Origin of the sequence: Leptolyngbya sp. AN10, assembly GCF_050565645.1 — a bacterium.
Lineage (GTDB): Bacteria > Cyanobacteriota > Cyanobacteriia > Leptolyngbyales > Leptolyngbyaceae > Leptolyngbya.
In genome coordinates this window covers 145,922-162,897 of the sequence record NZ_JBNXVP010000007.1, presented here as the reverse complement: position 1 = coordinate 162,897, position 16,976 = coordinate 145,922, and the positions used below count along the sequence as shown (strand labels likewise).

Sequence of the window (16,976 nt, the reverse complement as noted above, 5' to 3'; positions counted from 1 at the left end):
CAGATTGGTTTCGCTGATTGTTAGGACGATTCTGTATCAAAGCAAACAGAAGTGCAGAACCGAGTAGAACTAGGGTAACGAAGCCCACGAGTTGAAGCATCAGACTATAACGCATTACCATTTCCTGAGCGACATTAAGCCAGGTTGAAATGCTCTAAATGCACGTTCGTGATCGGCACATCCAATTCATGCAGCGATCGCTCAATTTGATTCATCATTTTGGCAGTCGCGCAGATAAAGTAGTGTCGAGTTCCTCGTTGCTGAGGAATGTGACGATCGAGCATAGGGGCATCAATGTATCCGGTTTCGCCCTTCCAGTCGGTTGGTGGCTCTCTCAGAACATAGATAACGGTGAGTTCAAGTTGAGTTTTGAGATCCTCGATCGAGGATCGATAGGGAATCTCATCCCAAGTTCGATTGGCATAGATCAAGGTGTAAGGGCGATCGTCTCTTCGCTCTGCTGCCGTAACTAGCATACTCATCATCGGCGTAATGCCAATGCCTCCTGCAATCAACACAAAGCCAGCGGCATCTTCATAGCGATCGGGGGTAAACACACCGTAAGGACCATCGAGATAAGCTTTCATGCCGGGTTTACACGCCTTGATCCGAGTCGTAAAGTCACCGACTGCTTTAATTCCAAACTCTAGCTTTTCCGGGTGTTCTGCACTAGATGCGATCGAAAAGGGATGTTCCTGCATTCTAAAAGGGTTAGTGCCCAGTGTGATCCAGACGAACTGACCGGGCTGAAACCGAAAGCCTTCATGTCCGCTCGATCGCAATATGAGCGTTGAGACATGACCCGCCTCTGGTAAAACAGATTCAATCAGGTAGGACTTACCGAGCATTAACCAAGGTCGAACGAGGCGGATGTAGATCACAAGCAAGAGTGCAATCAGTGCCATCGCATCCCAAAGGACTGCTTTCCAAAACAGTTCCAGATAATTGCTCACTGCTAGAGCATGACCTAATCCTAATCCAACGGTCAAGAGCGACAGAACTGAATGGGAGAATCGCCAAGGTTCGTAAGGAATTCTAAGCTGCTTGCGCCAGATAGTTGTCACAATCAACACAATAAACGCCAAGGTTGCTAACAGTGCTGCGCGTGCCCGCCAAGGTGCTGCCGAAAAATCCAACAGTTGAATCGTGTCAGGCTGTGCCCAAAACAGAACTATCGGATGCACAAGTACCAGGATAAAGGCGATGAATGCGCTGTACCGATGAAATCCCAAGATTAGATCAATGCCATAGGACGCTTCAATCCACTTGACTCGTGCGGTGAGTACGAACTGCAACACCATCAGTGCTAAGCTAATAAAACCGAGAGCAGCCGAGAAGTCAAGCCAAAATCCTCGCCCCGATGGAGGATAGATTAGCAAAACTAGCAGGGGCAAGACGGTAAAAAATAAAAACGCGATAATCCATCCCAGTGCAATGACAACGGGACTCGGCATCAACAAGCTTCGCATTCTTCATTCTCCTGCTAGGAACTGAAATCAAACTATTTGATCAAGTTAATCAAGCGTTCTGATTAATCAAGTTAATCAAGCATTCTGATCAAATATTGAGTTTGAGCAAATATAGCCGTACCTATTTTAGTTAGGACACTTCGAGATCGCCCCCCAGCCCCCAAGTTTGGGGGAGCAAGAGTCTTAAGCCCCCAGAATTGGGGGTTTGGGGGCAACTCCGAGAATGTCCTAATCTAAACTTCTACTGCTATATTATTTGATCAAGCATTGAGTCAACTGTTGCCATGTTTGTAATTCTCCACCTCGCTCGGTCAGTAGTTGGTTCAAGTCATCGAAGTCGCGGTGAATGCTGTCTTGTAACTGCTGAGTTTTGCGACAATATGCTGCGAGTTTTTCAGAATGGGTTGCTCCTACCAGCAGGTATCGCCAGAAGTAATCGAATAGATCGATCACTGTTTGGAACGGGAGCGCCAGACGATCGTACTCGATCGAGTTCAAATAGTTCTCGTAAGCAACTCGATCGCCTCGGATGATCAGATATTCCAAGTAGTTAATTTGCATGAACGGTGTATTTCCACTCTGTTCAAGCGCTGACTGCATCAGTTGAATAGAGCGATCGATCTGATGTTGACGCAGTAGAAAGATGGCGTACCGCTTGATTGCCCAACTATAGTTTGGGTTGCGCTCAAGAACGGTTCGATAAGCTTGCTCTGCCGCTTCAGGTTGATTGTATTTTTCTAGGAAATAGGCGTAGTGCGAGAGCGTCCAAAGATCACTGTCGTAACCGTGACTTAAGGCATACTCGTACCATCGATTCGCCTGTTCCATCAATTGGTTTCTTTCCAGGATGTAGGCGTAATAGTGTGACCCTTCAGTGCGATCGTCCTGAAATGCCTGGGTGAGATGGTTGAGCGCGGCTTGGTATTGATAGGTTTTGCCGTAGCAGACTCCGATGCCGTAGTGAAAGTCAACATTGTCTTGATGAGCCAGTAGATAGAGATAGAGGCTCAGGGCAATACTATAGCTTTCCTGGCGGCGGAGTAGATGAGCGACTTCTGCGATCGCATCGAGATCATAGGCGGCGTAACTATCGAGCAGATCGCGGTAGGACTTTGCTTCAGCAAGTTCAACAAGTGGATTGTTTAACATCAAGAAGTCTCCTGAATTTACGCTCCAACTGGAACTAGAATTCGCTGCAAGAAACTCGCAAGCGCCGCTGTAACACTTTCCGCTTGCTCGACATGGACATAGTGACCTGCCCCTTTCACCATGACCAACTCGGCTTTGGGAAGTGCTTGCTGCAAGAGTCTTGATTTTCGCGGCGAGATAATCACATCATCATCTCCGGTGATCACGAGCGTGGGCTGGTGAATTTCAGATAAGCGATCGCGCAAATCGCACTGGCTTAATCCCATAAAATCGGTTGCTTGTTCTGCTAATCGAACAGATTGCAGTTCATCGAGTACAAGCTGCTTTAGTTCTGGTGCAACTTCTGCTGAGAAACTTTGTTGCATCATGTCATAGTCCCACTGTCCGCTCAACGCTTGCTGAAGAAAATCAGGATGGAGTTGAATACAGGCAGAGGTTGCAATCAGCGTCAATCTTCGGACTCGTTTCGGATAGTTGAGCGCAAATTGTAATCCCAGAATTCCACCCGCTGAATGACCGACATAAGCGATCGGGGTTTTCACTTCGAGGGCATCGAGAAATGAATTGATAAAGTCAGCCTCTGCCTCGACAGACTCTAGAACGGTTCCCTCTGTCTCGCTATGTCCAGGAAGATCGAGAGCAACCGGATAGAAGTTTTCTCGAATCTGCTGAGTCTGCCAGGATTCAAGCATTGGGTTCCAATGACGGTGACTGCCGCCTGCACCATGAACGAGTAAAACAACAACACCGGAACTAGACTGAGGTAAACCTTTGGGAGCAATGTAATGGGTTTGTAACCCTGCACAGGAAATCAATGGCATAAGTGTGATTGGTGAGTTCTGGTGTGGAGCGAGAACCCCGATTTTGTTTGAGAAAATCGAGGCTCTAAGAGGATGTTTGAGAAGTATAGGAAGACTCTTCGCTGCGATCGCGTTCCGTCCGTGATTGGAAATCATGGTCTATCGGAAAAAGTCTACTAAAGGGGACTGGAAGCGAGGGATAGAGAACGCTTCAGTCTGTTTTAACAGACTTTGTTCCGATAGCCCCGAATTCCATTCGAGGGGCGATTGCTGCGATGAACGATGACTTTTCAAACACCCTCTAAAGGACTTAAGATTTCACGACGATCGTAGAAAGCATCGTATTCATCTTGTTGACCGATTCCACATATTCGTTTTCTGGAACGGATTCCCCGACAATGCCTGCACCTGCGTTCAGATAGAGATAGTCGCCGTACTGGTAAGCAGAACGAATCGCGATCGCGAGATCCATCACGCCGTTACTATTGACCCACCCGATCGCACCCGCATAGACCCCACGCGGCTCTGACTCTAGGCGATCAATCCAAGCCAAGGCTTCTTGTTTGTTGATACCAGACACCGTAATGCCCGGAAATAGAACCTTCAACGCATCCCAGGGAGTTTTATCAGGTTTGAGTTGTCCACCTACCCGTGAAGATAGATGCTGGACACAACGGTATTTCTTGACCTCCATAAAGTCGTAAATCTGCACCGTTTCCGGCAGACAAACCGAGGCGATTTCTTCCTGAGCAAGCCAAACGGATAGCGCGTGTTCTTTCACCTCTTTGGCATCCGAAAATAGTTCGTCGTGAAGCTGTTGATCGGCTTCTTGATCGGGGTCACGTGGACGAGTTCCCGCTAAGGGATTCGTGGCGACAAAGCGATCGCTTGTCACTTCCATGAGAATTTCTGGACTAAACCCAACCGCAGATACCTCTCCCATCTTCATGCAGTAAGAGCGAGCGGCATTATTGCTGCGCTGTCCTAGCACGTAGGTTCCGAGCAAATCCATCTCTGCCTTGACTTTGACAAAGCGCGAGATGATCGCTTTTTGCAGTTTGCCTGCTTGAATTGCATCCACGAGGTTTTTTACTCGCTGCTGATAGTCTTCACTATCGGCAAAATCAACCATCGGAGGCGTTGCCGTATAGTCTTGTAAAGGAGCATCAGATTCGAGAGCACGTTGGAGCTTGACGGGAGATTTCACACTCCGGACGTGAACGCCTTTGGGCGTGATGTAGATTTCAGTCTCCGGGACAATGAAATGGACGATCGGCTGATCAAAGGATTTAGAGTAGCTAGAATAAAAGCTGGAAACATCAAAGCTGACATAGCCGTAAGCAGTCCAGTTCTCGATCGGTAAAGTTGCGAGTAGCGCTTCGACTTGCTTGAGCGGATCGGCAGTCGGTTTGGATTGCGATTGCCCCATCCCGGTCAGCGTGACACTATCAGCAGTAACCATGACTTGGGCAAGCGGATTGCCTGCGATTCTTACCTCGTCATCGTGCTGATACATCACATAGTCAGAAATGAGTTGTGCTGAGAGGAGGCTGTTCAGCACCTGACTCGGATCGGTTTTACCCGGTAAGAACAATTCGTGATAAGTGATGACTTCTGGAGCTAGTTGATACATAGGTAATCCTCGGATGGGGAAACTTCAGGTGAATGTTGGTAAGAGGCGAATGTTGAATTGGTCGTGAAAGGTGGGGTCTGTTGTGCCCCCTAAATTCCCCACGAGTGGGGGACTTTGAAGTGTGAACAAGCCTTGAAATTGGAGAAATCTTTCTTGCTCGAAGTCCCCCAGAATGGTAGGGCTGATTCATTCTGGCGAAAGCCTTTCGTGCCCTCACCCCCAGCCCCTCTCCCAAGCTTGGGAGAGGGGAGCAAGAGTTCCGGTTCCCCTTCTCCCAGCTTGGGAGAAGGGGCTAGGGGATGAGGGCGAATCGGCTGAAACGTAGCTAGAGCAATCCTTTTAGTAGAATGAATCAGCCCTACCCCAGAATGGGGGATTTCTACCCTGTACACACAAGTCTTGGATCGCTTCGTTTCAGTCGGCTTCAGCCCCCTAAATCCCCCAAAATTGGGGGACTTTGACCTAGAAAAAGTTCTCTAATTCCAGAAAGGGTTCGTCCTTCAAAGTCCCCCAGAATTGGGGGATTTAGGGGGCGAGAGACTTCAGCAATGACAGATCAATCAACTTGTGTGTACACGGTAGGAATGGGGGATTTAGGGGGCGAAGAATATCAGCAATGACAGATCAATCAATCAATCAATCTGCATGTACACGCGGTCACAAATCAATCTGGTATCAAAACTCAAATCGGATGACGATCAGTCGTTAAACAGCAGCAAGTTCCAGAGGCTTGATCGGAGCACTCCAAGTCTCAACGGTTGCTTTGATCGCCCGCATTTGTGTTCGAGTGTTGCGATTGAGAAAAGATTCCATCTGTTCGGTTGTCCACTTGCAATCGTCGTGAACCTCAAACTTCTGAATCCACGTCATCACCGTTCCGACATTCTGGGGCAATGTCTCATAAGTCCAGTGGATCTTCATCTCTTTGAACGGAAAAGCTGCTTCGATGCGTTGTGCAGTTGCTTGTCGTCCCGGCTTGTCGATGATCCGGCGCGATACCCAAGTCCGAGAAGGTCGATCGCCTTCTGGGAAAGTCGTTAAGCTAAAGACGACTTCATTGCCCTTGCGCTCTAAAACTTCTGCTTTCTCGTACTCGGTGAACAGTTGTGTCCACAATTCGATTTGATTGGTCAGGTCAAACACCGTATCAAAATCGCGCAAAATGACGATCGTATTTTCTGTGTATCCTGGCATAGTCTCAGTTCTCCAATTTCGCAATCATTGATTCAGTCTCTAAGGCACAATGCCAACCGCACGCACCCAACTTGCATCTAACCCTTTGACTTTGAGCGGAAAACACGCCACCTGAAATCCGGTGTCCGGTAATTCCTCCAGATTGGCTAATCGTTCGATCTGAATGTATTCACACTCTCGACCGTAGAAATGAGCACACCAGAGAAATCGTCGATCGCCTGTGCGCCAAAAGTCTTCCAACATCGTCACAAAAGGTCGATCGAAGCCGTAAGTATCAATGCCAATGACCTTTATTCCGCGTTGGGTCAACCATTCGGTCGCTTCGCGGCTCATTCCAGGCGCATGGGAAAAATACTCGCGCTTACCCCAAAGCTTGTCGGTTCCAGTCCAAATCAGCACAATGTCTAAGGGCTGAAGCTTGTGTCCGGTTGCCAACAATGCGGTTTCTAAATCATCAGGTGTGATAAAGGCTCCTGCTTCCTTGTGCCGCAGATCCAGACGCACTCCTGGAGCATAAAACCACTCTAGTGGTAGCTCATGAACCGATCGTGCTGGCTTGCCTTCACACTCTGGACCGTAGTGAATCGGTGCATCAATATGGGTTCCCATGTGGGTCGGCAGCGTCACGGTATCAAGGGTAATGAATGCACCATCAGGGAAATCTTCCGGTTGCAGACGGCGCGGATCAGAGGGTTGCTTGGCGGCATTGCGCGTTGCAACTTCATTACAGAACTGACGAGCGCCCTCATAGTGATCTAACCGTTCCACCTGCATTTTCAGTGGTTCTGACGGTGAATTTTCCACTAAAACACTGAGATCAACTAACGGCACTCGCAACCTCCTTTCTCGATGTTGCTTGTTTCGTTTCGTAGTTGTCGATCGCTGCGACCGTCTCATCCAAAGCTAAGTTCGTATCGGTGATGCCAATAATCGGGAGTGCCAGCAACACCGCAGAGATCAATTCCTCTTTAGTTGCACCTTCATCCATCGCGCGTTCAACGTGGGTGTGAATGCCGCGTAGTCCTCGATTCGCTGTGAAAATACCAAGCAAAATCAACTCGTTCGTCTTCTCATCCAGGGGCGAAAACTGTTTCACAGATTTTGCTAGGTCAAAAAAACCTTGAGCCACACCAGGGGCTTCCTTGATCATGTTCTTCATTGGTCTATCTCCTAATGGTTAAAAACTTTACTCGTGCAGGATGTGTCCGTCCTTTGGAGAAGGTGCAAGCGGTGATGCTGCAAAGACAACGAGAATCTCTTCTTCGCCCGTATTCTGGATCGTGTGAACTGCGCCTTGGGGTGTCAGCACTGCTTCTCCCGGTTGAAAGGGATAGACCCCCATTCCTTCGATCGTGATTTCTCCCTTGCCCCGCAACACATAGAAGCATTCTTCACCGTGGGGATGAGCATGACGCAGCACTCGACCCCCCACTGGAACCGTTGCAGTTCCCATAATCAGATGGTTCGATGCCACGCTCGTCGGTGAAATCAAAACATGAATCTCACCGCCGCGATCCTCGATCGTCGGAACATCCTCAGCACTCATGACCAATCGGCGCAATTGTTGAATTTGCATCAGTAAACCTCTAAAAAATGAACCTCTAATGATTGAAAGATTGAGCGATCGCTGTTTCTCCACTGCGTTCTGTGCTCAATGCACTCGATAGCAACTTGCGATGAATCTTTCCAGTGGAGGTACGCGGCAGCTTATCCAGGAAATGAATCGTCTTTGGTGCTTTGAAGTGCGGGAGATGGGACTTAGCAAATCGGCGAATTGCGTCCTCTAGCTCTAATGAACCCATGAACCCAGCTTTGAGTGTGATAAATGCAGTCACATAAGGTAGATTCTCGCCATTCTGTTCGGGCATTGCTGCCACATCCAAAATGCTCTCATGTTGCAGCAAGACATCTTCAATCTCAAACGGCGAAACCCACTGCCCGTTAACTTTGAACAGATCATCTTTGCGCCCCATGAACCAGAAAAAGCCTTCTGCATCACAGCGGTATTGATCCCCTGTCCGAATGCTATTACCGTAAATGACCTTGCGCGTATCGTTTGGTCGCTTCCAGTAGCCCAGCATCAAACTATCGCCTGTTACTTGCAGTGTTCCAATCTCATCGGCTTCCACCGGATACCCTGCATCATCCAGCAGTTGCACCTTGTAGCCAGGAATCGGAAATCCTGAGCTACCCGGCTGACATTCCCCTGGACGATTGGAAAGAAAGATGTGCAATAGCTCGGTTGTGCCGATGCCTTCACAGATTTCGTGACCATAGCGATCGAGCCATCTTGCCCAGATCGTTCGCGGCAGTTGTTCCGCTGCGGAAATGCACAACCGCAATCGCAACGGATAGTCATCTAAGGGAGCAATGTCTTGAACTGCAAGAATGGCAGCATAGGTAGAGGGTACGCCAAAGAAGACCGTCGGCTGATAGCGCTGAATGTCGGCAATGATGTCAAAAGCATTTGTTGCATCTGATAACACGGATGCGGCTCCGACCGTCATTGGCATATACAGGGTATTGCCTAATCCATAAGCAAAGGGCATTGTTGCTACAGAATAGGTAATGTCTTTTTCGCTTAATCCCAGCGTTTCTCGACCATAAGATTCGGCACAGGTGATAATGCTGGAATGGCTATGCACCACTCCTTTCGGTCGTCCTGTACTACCAGAAGTATAAAGCCAAAAAGCAGGCTCAAACGGAGAAGTCATAGCAGGAGTCGGCTCTGTTTTCATCTGATCGATCGCGTGACAAAAGGGAGAATCGTCATCGACCAGCAGAGTGTGACGCAGGAAAGGAGATCGAAAGTGAGTGAACTGCTGCTGCCACTCGTCCGTGGTGAGCAAAATTTGAGCGCGGCAATCTTTCAGAATGTATTGGATATCATCCAAAGTGCAGGCAGTGTTGATCGGGACTGGAACCGCACCCGCCCAAATTGCACCGAGAAATGCAAAGATAAACTCTGGCGTATCGGATAGCAAAATGGCGATGCGGTCTTCGCGATCGAGACCCAGTTGCTGAAAGTAAGCTGCCGATCGCTGAACATAGGTTTTGAGGCTGCGGTAGGTGTAGATTTCGTTTTTGTAGTAGAAGGCAACGCGATCGCCATTGCCTCGACACAAGTTCAGTTCGATCAAGTACGCCGCGATGTTGAAAACCTCTGGAAATGGTTCACTAACTTGATACATAGTCGTTTTGAGGGTGAAGAATGGTTGATGCAAAAACTTGTACGAGCACATAATCGTCCCAAGTCCACCAAGTCGCATACCAGCGATGAATGTGTTGTTGAATTGCTAAATCGTAGGCGGCTCCTGATAGCTGGATATCAAGGATGTGCGGTGCGATCGTAACTTCGATTTCTGTCCAGCCAATGTCTGCAAGTCCTGTTCCTAAAGCTTTTCCGACGGCTTCTTTAGCGGAAAAACAAAGAGCATAGTAGTGACTTGGAGCGAATTGGCATTGTTCAATTTCGGAGTGGGTGAACAGCAGATTGAGCGTTGTGCGATCGTATCGATCGACGAGTTTTGCAATTCGGCTAATCTGCTCGATGTCAATGCCGATCATGAGAATGAACGGGAACTAAGTAGATAGCTGCAATTAAACCTGAGTTGGTTTTCTCGCTTCGTTGCTTGTTCGCCCCGGAATGGAATTCTACCGTGTACACATAAGGTGATGGATTGGTGATTGCTGAAGTCTTTCGCCCCCTAAATCCCCCAATTCTGGGGGACTTTGAAGGACGAATCCTTTCTGGAATTGGAGAACTTTTTCTAGGTCAAAGTCCCCCAATTTTGGGGGATTTAGGGGGCTGAAGCCGACTGAAACGAAGCAATTCAGACTTGTGTGTACAGGGTAGGAATGGAATTCGGGGCTATCGATGCGAAGTCAGTTTCAACTGACTGAAGATTCTTTTGTAGTCCCTTCAGTGGACTTTCTCCGATAGACCGTGATTTTCAATCACGGGCGGACAAGCAACGAAGCAGATCGCCCGAAATCTCGTTCTTAAGCTAATCTCGTCTACTTAAATCAGGGAGAAGCAAGATTCGGTGACATTGCTTGTTCTACCTTCTCGCAGACTTGAGCCAAGGTTAAATCTTGTCGGGATTCGAGTTTGACATTGACATCTAAGCGCCGTTTCAGTTCCAGCGAAATTTGCACCGTCTCAGTAGAATCGAGTTGCAAATCCTTACGCAGAAATGCAGAGTCACTGATTTCTGATTTTGTAATTCCCAATTCCGTCAAAATCGCGGTCAATGTATCCATGATCATCGTGTTTGCTCCCCAGGAAATGATGTCTTTCAACTAACTGAGCGAATTTCGTCCCACTACAAAGGAGAAGTTCACCGCTTCTCGCGCTCGCGAATTCACCATAAAACGATCGATAGATTGCTCAGTCGGTCGATCGACAAACTTGAGCGGACAATCGGGATCGGGATGCTCGATCGATTGCATCATCGGCAGCGTGTTGGTGTCCATTGCCAACAGTCCACAAGCCACTTCTGTCGCACAGCTTGCACCATATAGATGCCCGTAGAGTGCTTTAGGAACTGAAACAGGGAGTGATTTCACTGTCTCGCCAAATACCGCAGAAATCGCTTGAGCTTCAACGCGATCGCTCATCTGAGTCCCGCAGCCTTCCGCCAGCATTAAATCGACTTGATCTGGTGCAATACCCGCTTCTTGCAGTGCCTTTTCCATTGACCGCTCAAAGGCACGACTGCTTGTAGGACTGAGATCGGTTGCGGTATGTCCCGCCATGATTTCACCATAGATTCTAGCGCCGCGCTTCATCGCGTGTTCTGCTGATTCTAGAATCAAGACGGTACTTCCTTCGCCGAGAACAATTCCACTGCGATCGCGATCGAAAGGTTGATAAGCGCGATCGGGGTCTGAATTGTTGCTCAGTTCTCCAGTTTCATAGTAGCAGGTCATCCCAAATCGAGTGATGGGTGCTTCAGAGCCGCCTGCTAGAACAACATCATTGTGACCTTGCAGAATCGACTTAGCACCGAAGTACAATCCACTTGCACCACTCGCACGATCGCAGACAAAGCTTTTACTATAGCCGCGAATTCCATAGCGAATGGTTACAAATCCCTGAGCCGCTGTGGGAAACCAAGCGGTTGCCTGCCAAGGATTCACCATTGTTGGACCATCATTGTACAACTCATAAAAGCCGCGTTCAGCAATGTCCCAACCGCCTGCATTGTTGCCAAACCAGACCCCCACACGATACGAATCTTCTTGGGATAGATCCAGATTTGCATCTCGCAGCGCTAACTCAGTCGCTGCTAATGCATAGTGAGTAAAGCGATCGGTCTTGACAACAAAACGACCTGGAATATAGTCACCGGGAACAAAGTCAGTAAGCTCCCCTGCAACTTGAGTCGGAAACCCTTCAGCATCAAAGCGTGTGATTTTGCGAATCCCAGATTTACCACTAGAAATATTGTTCCAGAATTCATCTTTGCCAATGCCAGCAGGATTGATAACACCGATCCCAGTAATCACAACTCTCTGAGTGAGCGGAACACCATAGTTCATGTCGTAGCTCCATTAAATTTCCGTAGAATTGCAGCCGAGTGAATTCCACCAAAGCCGCTTGCTGTTAGCATTGCAGTGTTCACATGATGAGCACGAGCCGCGTTTGGAACATAGTCGAGATCACAAGCGGGATCAGGAAACTCATAGTTTGCAGTCGGATGAACGACCGATAACTCGATCGCGCCCAAGGTTGCAACCACTCCGACGAGACTTGCAGACGAAAGCGAATGTCCAATCATCGATTTGGTTGAACTGATTGGAATCTGATAGGCTTGCTCACCCAAAACTTTCTTGTAGGCATTCGTCTCAAACAAGTCGTTTTGAGGTGTAGAACTTCCGTGAGCGTTGATGTAGTCCAACTCTTCAGGCTTGACTTGTCCTTGCTCCATTGCTCGCTGTACAACCGCTGCCATCGGAATCCCGTGATCCGGCAGGTCGGTCATGTGAAACGCATTGCTGACACTAGCGTATGCGATCGCTTCAGCATAGATATGTGCTCCTCGTGCAAGGGCATGGTCTAGTTCCTCTAGCACCAACACTGCCGCTGCTTCCCCGATCACAAAGCCGCCCCGTTTCGCATCAAAGGGGCGCGATGCTTTCTCTGGCTCACAATCAGCGACAGAGAGCGATCCAATCACATCGAGTGTAGCGTAGGTCAAGCTGGTTAACGGTGCTTCTGAAGCTCCTGCCAGCATAATCTTAGCTTCACCGGAGCGAATCATTTCGATGCTTAATCCTAGTGCATCTAAGCCAGCAGTGCAACCTGTAGAAAGCGACGTGCAAGCTCCCTGAATGTTATGTTTATGCGCCAACAGTCCAGCCGGATAGTTGAACATCCCCGCATTGTAGAACGTTTCACCAACGGGCATATATCGAATGGGTTGCCGACCTAAATCGGTGACTTGCTCATAAATCTTCTGGATAAACGGCGTTCCCCCAATAGCAGAAGAGAAAATAATGCCGATCGAATCCGGATCTTCTTGTGCAAGATCCAGTCCGGAGTCCTCGATCGCCAATGAACCTGACACGACCCCAAACTGCACCACGCGATCCTCACGATCGAGCTTGTCGAATTCCTCATCTGTGCAGTAGTCTGCCAAATTAAAATCGTGGACGCGGCAAAGTACTTTACTCTTAATTCCCATTGATTCCATTTCGGGATCAGCTTCTAGATGGGAGCGTCCACGAATCGCATTGTTCCAAAACTCTTTCTTGCCAATTCCCAAGGGAGCAACCACACCAATTCCGGTTACAACGACTCGCTTGGTATCACTCTGATAAATCGACATATGCTATTCCTAAGGTGAATGATGGTGCTTTAGATGACTTGTAGATCTAAGAGGGTGTTTGAAAAGTATAAAAAGTGGCTTTGCTGCGTTGCCAGTCCGCCCGGAAATAAATCTCCGGGCTAATGGAAGAAACCCCGCTGAAGCGGGCTGGGAGCGCAATTCGGAGTTCTTAGCCCAGTTCAGTGGGCTTCCCCTGATTAGCCCGGAGATTCATTTCCAGGCGGGTGAATGCGATCCACGATTACTTCTCGAACACCCTCTAAAGTCGTAAACAATCCGTTGATATTTAGGGCTTGTCACGACTTCTCCAGTTCGTTTTTACTTTGTTCATAGCTGTGTTAACGCTTTGCTTTGTTCGCTGCTTGCAACAGGAACCTGGCTTCGGATGGTTCTCAATAGTTGTGAGGTTTGCGCGATGTTCTCACCGAGCCACATCGATCGCAGATGCAATCCTCGAATACCTTCAATTCTGCTGATTCCTTGTGCTAGATCGATCGTGGTCTTCATGCACTCAGCTTGAGTGTTACGACTGGCTGAAATTCGCGTCATTAATGCAGTTGGAACCGTCATGCCTGGAAGTCGGGCTGCTAAATGCTCTAGCGCTTTCAAGCTGCGGAAGGGATACATCGAAGCTAGGAAGTGCGCCCGTTGATGTAACTTGCGATCGCGAACCGCTGTCATCCAATGCTCTAACGATTCTAGTTCAAAAACCGCTTGAAGCTGAATGTACTTTGCACCTTGATTGATCTTAGTTTCTAGATCATCAATGCTTGCATCAAGACTACTCTGATTTTGAGGTGCTGCGATCGTGCCCATATAAAAGTCAGGTGCGGGTCTGATCGCTTCCCCATTAAACAGTTGTCCGGTCTCAGTGAGCCGATGAATGGCTGCGATCGCTGCAATGGGTTCAAGATCCGTTGCATCTTTGGCATCGGGATCGCTACCGATCGAGCAAGGATAACCCCGCAAAACAATCAGATTGCGAATCTCCAAAGCTGCGAGACTGAGTAAATCACCTTGCAGTGCAATTCGATTCCGGTGGCGCAAACTAAACTGCACAACAGGTTCTATGTCAATTCGCTGCAAGAAATAAGCTGCAACGACACTAGAGAGCCGTGCTTGCCCTAAAGCATTGTCACTCACCTGAATCACATCAACATGGGGCTTCATCTGATGTGCTCTTGCAATGAAAGTATCGATATTGTAATGACGAGGTGGGTTGAGTTCAGCAGATATGATGAAATGCCCCGCTGTCAGTAAAGTTTGTAATTTATTGGGAGTCATTTTCAGCAGGAAGATATGTTGGTAAGAAAAAAACTGTTTAAGCGCCAGTTGTTGAAGTAATAAAAATAACAACAATTCCGCTATTTCTGAATTTTCAATTTGGATAAAAAGCCTCTATCTTTGTGTAGAGATGTGGAGCAATTGCTCGATACTTTCTTACAACTTTCTCAAAATTTGCGTTCGTAGAACTCCACATGGTTCCTGTGAATTAAGACAGCTTACGTTCGTCGCTATGCAAAGCTCTTGTCTACGATTTTCAGTGATTCACACTGTATTAATTTGTTTGTTTCAGTATCACATGATTTGTCTGTGTTCGTGTCTAATCAATGCTTCGGAATTGTTGCTTTTATGTTCAACCTGTGCATCACTTCCTAATTGAGAAACTTAAAGACTTCATGAATATACTTTGTTTGTCAAGTACTTAACATTTTATGAATTAGAGGATAGCTTACTGTAAGCAACTATTACTAATCTGTCGCGACTGAAAAACTCGATCGAGTTTTCGCCAATCAAATTCAAAAGCGTCAACTCTAAACGGAGTGCGATCGTATACAACCTGGATCACCTGGGACAGTCCGAGATCATTTATCTGCTCGCTCCGCTTCTGGTGATTCCCGTTTGCAATTCGATTGTTCTTTCAAGTTTTTTATAATAGTGTCGGCTTCAGAACTATAGGGAGTGGGTGATGTCTATCAAATCTCGTCGTTCTCTGAAAGCATCAAGCAGTGGTATCCACCGCGCTAACCGTGCAGTTGTGATGTTCGCAACTAAGATAGATCTCGCGGCTGAAGTAGAAATCTCGCGGGCGACCGTGCAAAATTTCTTTGCGGGTAAACCAGTCGGACGCGAAAATTTTCACAAAATCTGCAATACGCTGAAGTTACCTTGGGGTGAAGTTGCGGACTTAGCAGACGAGCCAGATTTGGGTGTTTCCAATCTTAATTTACAAACAGATTTACAAACAGATGATGCAGACTCTTTCAAGATTGTTTCTGAACTTCCTTGCTTCCCTCTTGATTGTATGCCAGTTGATTGTATGCCAGCAAATCCGCCTGATCTAAACCCTGCTTTCCAACTGCGGCAGCATCTCCGGAGTCAAATCGAACAACGATGCGCTAGTGTACGGGTACTCGATATGGCTCAACCAATGCCGCTTCAGCAGGTCTATATTCAAACCAATTTACAGGTTCGCTCGAATCGCCATCGGCGGCTCAGTAGGGCAGAATTAAACAGTGTATGGTTTGGAACTTCGGGAACGGATTGGATAGACTTAGGCGCTCAAGATACTGTTTCAGCATCAAGTGTGATCTCTCAATCTGAGAAACTTCTGATTCTCGGCAAACCTGGGTCTGGTAAAACAACTTTATTAAAGCAAATTGCGCTGGACTGTATCGAAGGGAACCTACACCCTGATTCTGTTCCGCTGTTTATTTCCTTAAAGGATTTCTGCACAGAGGACACCGACGAACATCTACTCACCCATCTGATTAACTTGTATGCAGGACATCAACCGACGATCGCTCAACTCATTCGTAGCATTCTGCACGAGGGACAGGCACTGGTTTTGCTAGATGGACTAGATGAAGTGCATCCGAGTCAAAAAAATCATGTGCTGGCTCAAGTTCGTCGGTTCGTCGCACGATTCCATTCCAACCGTTTCGTGATCACCTGCCGAACAGCAGAAGGGTATACGTTGGAGCAGTTTACCGAGACGACGATCGCGGATTTTAGAGTAGAGGAGATTTCTAGCTTCGTGACTCGCTGGTTTAGTAAAACTCCGATGCTGGGTACACAATTATTACAGGAACTAGAGCGGAACAGTGCAGTTCGAGAACTTGCAACCAGTCCACTCTTGCTCACATTAGTCTGCATTATCTTCGAGGACTTAGAAGCATTTCCTACCCCGATTTCTGACCTCTATCGAGAAGCAGCTAATGTCTTGCTAAGGGAGTGGGATGCACAACGTCAGATCGATCGTAGCAGCGATGAGGAGTTAACGGTACAACAGAAAGAGTATCTTGTCGGTCAAATTGCGCTGCATAGTTTTGAGCAGGGTCAATATTTTTTTGAGCAATCAGAACTACAACAGTGGATTGAGAACGATATACGAGATTGGAGAACTTATTTTGGAACTTATCTCGATAGTGAAACAATTCTGAAGTCGATCGAATCCCAGCATGGACTTCTAACCGAACGAGCACGGGGAATCTATTCGTTCTCTCATCGGACTTTACACCAATACTTCGCAGCTTGTGCGATCGCGCAAGACCCGGATCAGTTAGAAACTACCTTGAGCAATCTCAGCGATCGCTTGCTTGATCCCTGTTGGCAGGAGGTTGTACTACTCACGCTTGAACTATTACCGCAACCCGAACGCTTGCTTCAGTACCTCCAGCGTTTGCTTGAGGAGGGAGTTTCACAGAGCGCAGTGGTATCTGAACAGAGCCTAGCTCTCAATCCTCCAGTTCGGGCGCTTGAAATGGTGAAAACGCCAGTCCGAACCTTCTATCGCGACCTACCGCACTAATTGATAGACAGCTTGAATCAAACCTAAATAAGACACAACTTAGACGTAAGCTTCTCATAGGAAAAATGCTGCTCCGCTAGTATAAAG

The 16,976-nt window shown here is 47.7% G+C and carries 15 protein-coding genes; 1 reads left to right on the top strand and 14 read right to left on the bottom strand.

Annotated features, from left to right (window positions below; genetic code table 11):
- Positions 1-134 precede the first annotated feature (134 nt).
- The 14 genes from ACQ4M5_RS12435 to ACQ4M5_RS12370 form a co-directional block, all read right to left on the bottom strand.
- Positions 135-1,469 carry a ferredoxin reductase family protein gene (locus ACQ4M5_RS12435; protein ID WP_430675934.1) on the bottom strand — a complete coding sequence of 445 codons (1,335 nt, stop codon included), beginning with the start codon at positions 1,467-1,469 and terminating at the stop codon, positions 135-137.
- A 252-nt stretch (positions 1,470-1,721) separates the two neighbouring features.
- A complete protein-coding gene (locus ACQ4M5_RS12430) occupies positions 1,722-2,618 on the bottom strand; it encodes a tetratricopeptide repeat protein (RefSeq protein ID WP_430675933.1) in 897 nt (298 codons plus the stop codon).
- Between the two features lie 17 nt (positions 2,619-2,635).
- On the bottom strand, positions 2,636-3,439 hold the full coding sequence (locus ACQ4M5_RS12425; protein ID WP_430675932.1) for an alpha/beta fold hydrolase: 804 nt from the start codon (positions 3,437-3,439) through the stop codon (positions 2,636-2,638).
- A 289-nt stretch (positions 3,440-3,728) separates the two neighbouring features.
- Positions 3,729-5,051, bottom strand: a complete 1,323-nt coding sequence (locus tag ACQ4M5_RS12420) for a salicylate synthase (RefSeq protein WP_430675931.1) — start codon at positions 5,049-5,051, stop codon at positions 3,729-3,731.
- Between the two features lie 705 nt (positions 5,052-5,756).
- A complete protein-coding gene (locus ACQ4M5_RS12415; protein WP_430675930.1) occupies positions 5,757-6,245 on the bottom strand; it encodes an SRPBCC family protein in 489 nt (162 codons plus the stop codon).
- A 39-nt stretch (positions 6,246-6,284) separates the two neighbouring features.
- The gene (locus ACQ4M5_RS12410; RefSeq protein ID WP_430675929.1) at positions 6,285-7,076 is read right to left on the bottom strand and encodes a cyclase family protein; all 792 of its coding nucleotides are present in this window, start codon (positions 7,074-7,076) and stop codon (positions 6,285-6,287) included.
- Positions 7,063-7,404, bottom strand: coding sequence for a carboxymuconolactone decarboxylase family protein (locus ACQ4M5_RS12405; RefSeq protein ID WP_430675928.1), 342 nt, complete (start codon positions 7,402-7,404; stop codon positions 7,063-7,065). The genes ACQ4M5_RS12410 and ACQ4M5_RS12405 overlap by 14 nt, the downstream gene beginning before the upstream one ends.
- Positions 7,405-7,431: 27 nt before the next feature.
- Entirely contained in the window at positions 7,432-7,821 is a 390-nt protein-coding gene (locus ACQ4M5_RS12400) for a cupin domain-containing protein (protein ID WP_430675927.1), read from the bottom strand.
- Positions 7,822-7,846: 25 nt separating this feature from the next.
- A complete protein-coding gene (locus ACQ4M5_RS12395) occupies positions 7,847-9,436 on the bottom strand; it encodes a benzoate-CoA ligase family protein (protein ID WP_430675926.1) in 1,590 nt (529 codons plus the stop codon).
- On the bottom strand, positions 9,423-9,812 hold the full coding sequence (locus ACQ4M5_RS12390; protein WP_430675925.1) for a holo-ACP synthase: 390 nt from the start codon (positions 9,810-9,812) through the stop codon (positions 9,423-9,425). The genes ACQ4M5_RS12395 and ACQ4M5_RS12390 overlap by 14 nt, the downstream gene beginning before the upstream one ends.
- 459 nt (positions 9,813-10,271) lie before the next feature.
- Complete coding sequence (locus ACQ4M5_RS12385) at positions 10,272-10,514, bottom strand: acyl carrier protein (protein WP_430675924.1); 243 nt, start codon at positions 10,512-10,514, stop codon at positions 10,272-10,274.
- Positions 10,515-10,547: 33 nt separating this feature from the next.
- Entirely contained in the window at positions 10,548-11,789 is a 1,242-nt protein-coding gene (locus ACQ4M5_RS12380; RefSeq protein WP_430675923.1) for a beta-ketoacyl-[acyl-carrier-protein] synthase family protein, read from the bottom strand.
- On the bottom strand, positions 11,786-13,078 hold the full coding sequence (locus ACQ4M5_RS12375) for a beta-ketoacyl-[acyl-carrier-protein] synthase family protein (RefSeq protein WP_430675922.1): 1,293 nt from the start codon (positions 13,076-13,078) through the stop codon (positions 11,786-11,788). Before ACQ4M5_RS12375 ends, ACQ4M5_RS12380 begins: the two co-directional genes overlap by 4 nt.
- A gap of 327 nt (positions 13,079-13,405) precedes the next feature.
- Complete coding sequence (locus tag ACQ4M5_RS12370) at positions 13,406-14,362, bottom strand: methylenetetrahydrofolate reductase (RefSeq protein ID WP_430675921.1); 957 nt, start codon at positions 14,360-14,362, stop codon at positions 13,406-13,408.
- Between the two features lie 685 nt (positions 14,363-15,047).
- On the opposite strand from ACQ4M5_RS12370, the gene ACQ4M5_RS12365 reads away from it, so the two are divergent.
- On the top strand, positions 15,048-16,889 hold the full coding sequence (locus ACQ4M5_RS12365) for an NACHT domain-containing protein (RefSeq protein ID WP_430675920.1): 1,842 nt from the start codon (positions 15,048-15,050) through the stop codon (positions 16,887-16,889).
- Positions 16,890-16,976: the final 87 nt, after the last annotated feature.

Excerpts from the sequence above, each read along its gene's own strand:
- ACQ4M5_RS12400 (WP_430675927.1), bottom strand. The coding sequence starts at position 7,821 with ATGCAAATTCAACAATTGCGCCGATTGGTCATGAGTGCTGAGGATGTT.
- ACQ4M5_RS12415 (WP_430675930.1), bottom strand. The coding sequence starts at position 6,245 with ATGCCAGGATACACAGAAAATACGATCGTCATTTTGCGCGATTTTGAT.
- ACQ4M5_RS12420 (WP_430675931.1), bottom strand. The coding sequence starts at position 5,051 with ATGTATCAACTAGCTCCAGAAGTCATCACTTATCACGAATTGTTCTTA.
- ACQ4M5_RS12385 (WP_430675924.1), bottom strand. The coding sequence starts at position 10,514 with ATGATCATGGATACATTGACCGCGATTTTGACGGAATTGGGAATTACA.
- ACQ4M5_RS12390 (WP_430675925.1), bottom strand. The coding sequence starts at position 9,812 with ATGATCGGCATTGACATCGAGCAGATTAGCCGAATTGCAAAACTCGTC.
- ACQ4M5_RS12370 (WP_430675921.1), bottom strand. The coding sequence starts at position 14,362 with ATGACTCCCAATAAATTACAAACTTTACTGACAGCGGGGCATTTCATC.
- ACQ4M5_RS12435 (WP_430675934.1), bottom strand. The coding sequence starts at position 1,469 with ATGCGAAGCTTGTTGATGCCGAGTCCCGTTGTCATTGCACTGGGATGG.
- ACQ4M5_RS12405 (WP_430675928.1), bottom strand. The coding sequence starts at position 7,404 with ATGAAGAACATGATCAAGGAAGCCCCTGGTGTGGCTCAAGGTTTTTTT.
- ACQ4M5_RS12395 (WP_430675926.1), bottom strand. The coding sequence starts at position 9,436 with ATGTATCAAGTTAGTGAACCATTTCCAGAGGTTTTCAACATCGCGGCG.
- ACQ4M5_RS12430 (WP_430675933.1), bottom strand. The coding sequence starts at position 2,618 with ATGTTAAACAATCCACTTGTTGAACTTGCTGAAGCAAAGTCCTACCGC.
- ACQ4M5_RS12425 (WP_430675932.1), bottom strand. The coding sequence starts at position 3,439 with ATGCCATTGATTTCCTGTGCAGGGTTACAAACCCATTACATTGCTCCC.
- ACQ4M5_RS12365 (WP_430675920.1), top strand. The coding sequence starts at position 15,048 with ATGTCTATCAAATCTCGTCGTTCTCTGAAAGCATCAAGCAGTGGTATC.
- ACQ4M5_RS12380 (WP_430675923.1), bottom strand. The coding sequence starts at position 11,789 with ATGAACTATGGTGTTCCGCTCACTCAGAGAGTTGTGATTACTGGGATC.
- ACQ4M5_RS12375 (WP_430675922.1), bottom strand. The coding sequence starts at position 13,078 with ATGTCGATTTATCAGAGTGATACCAAGCGAGTCGTTGTAACCGGAATT.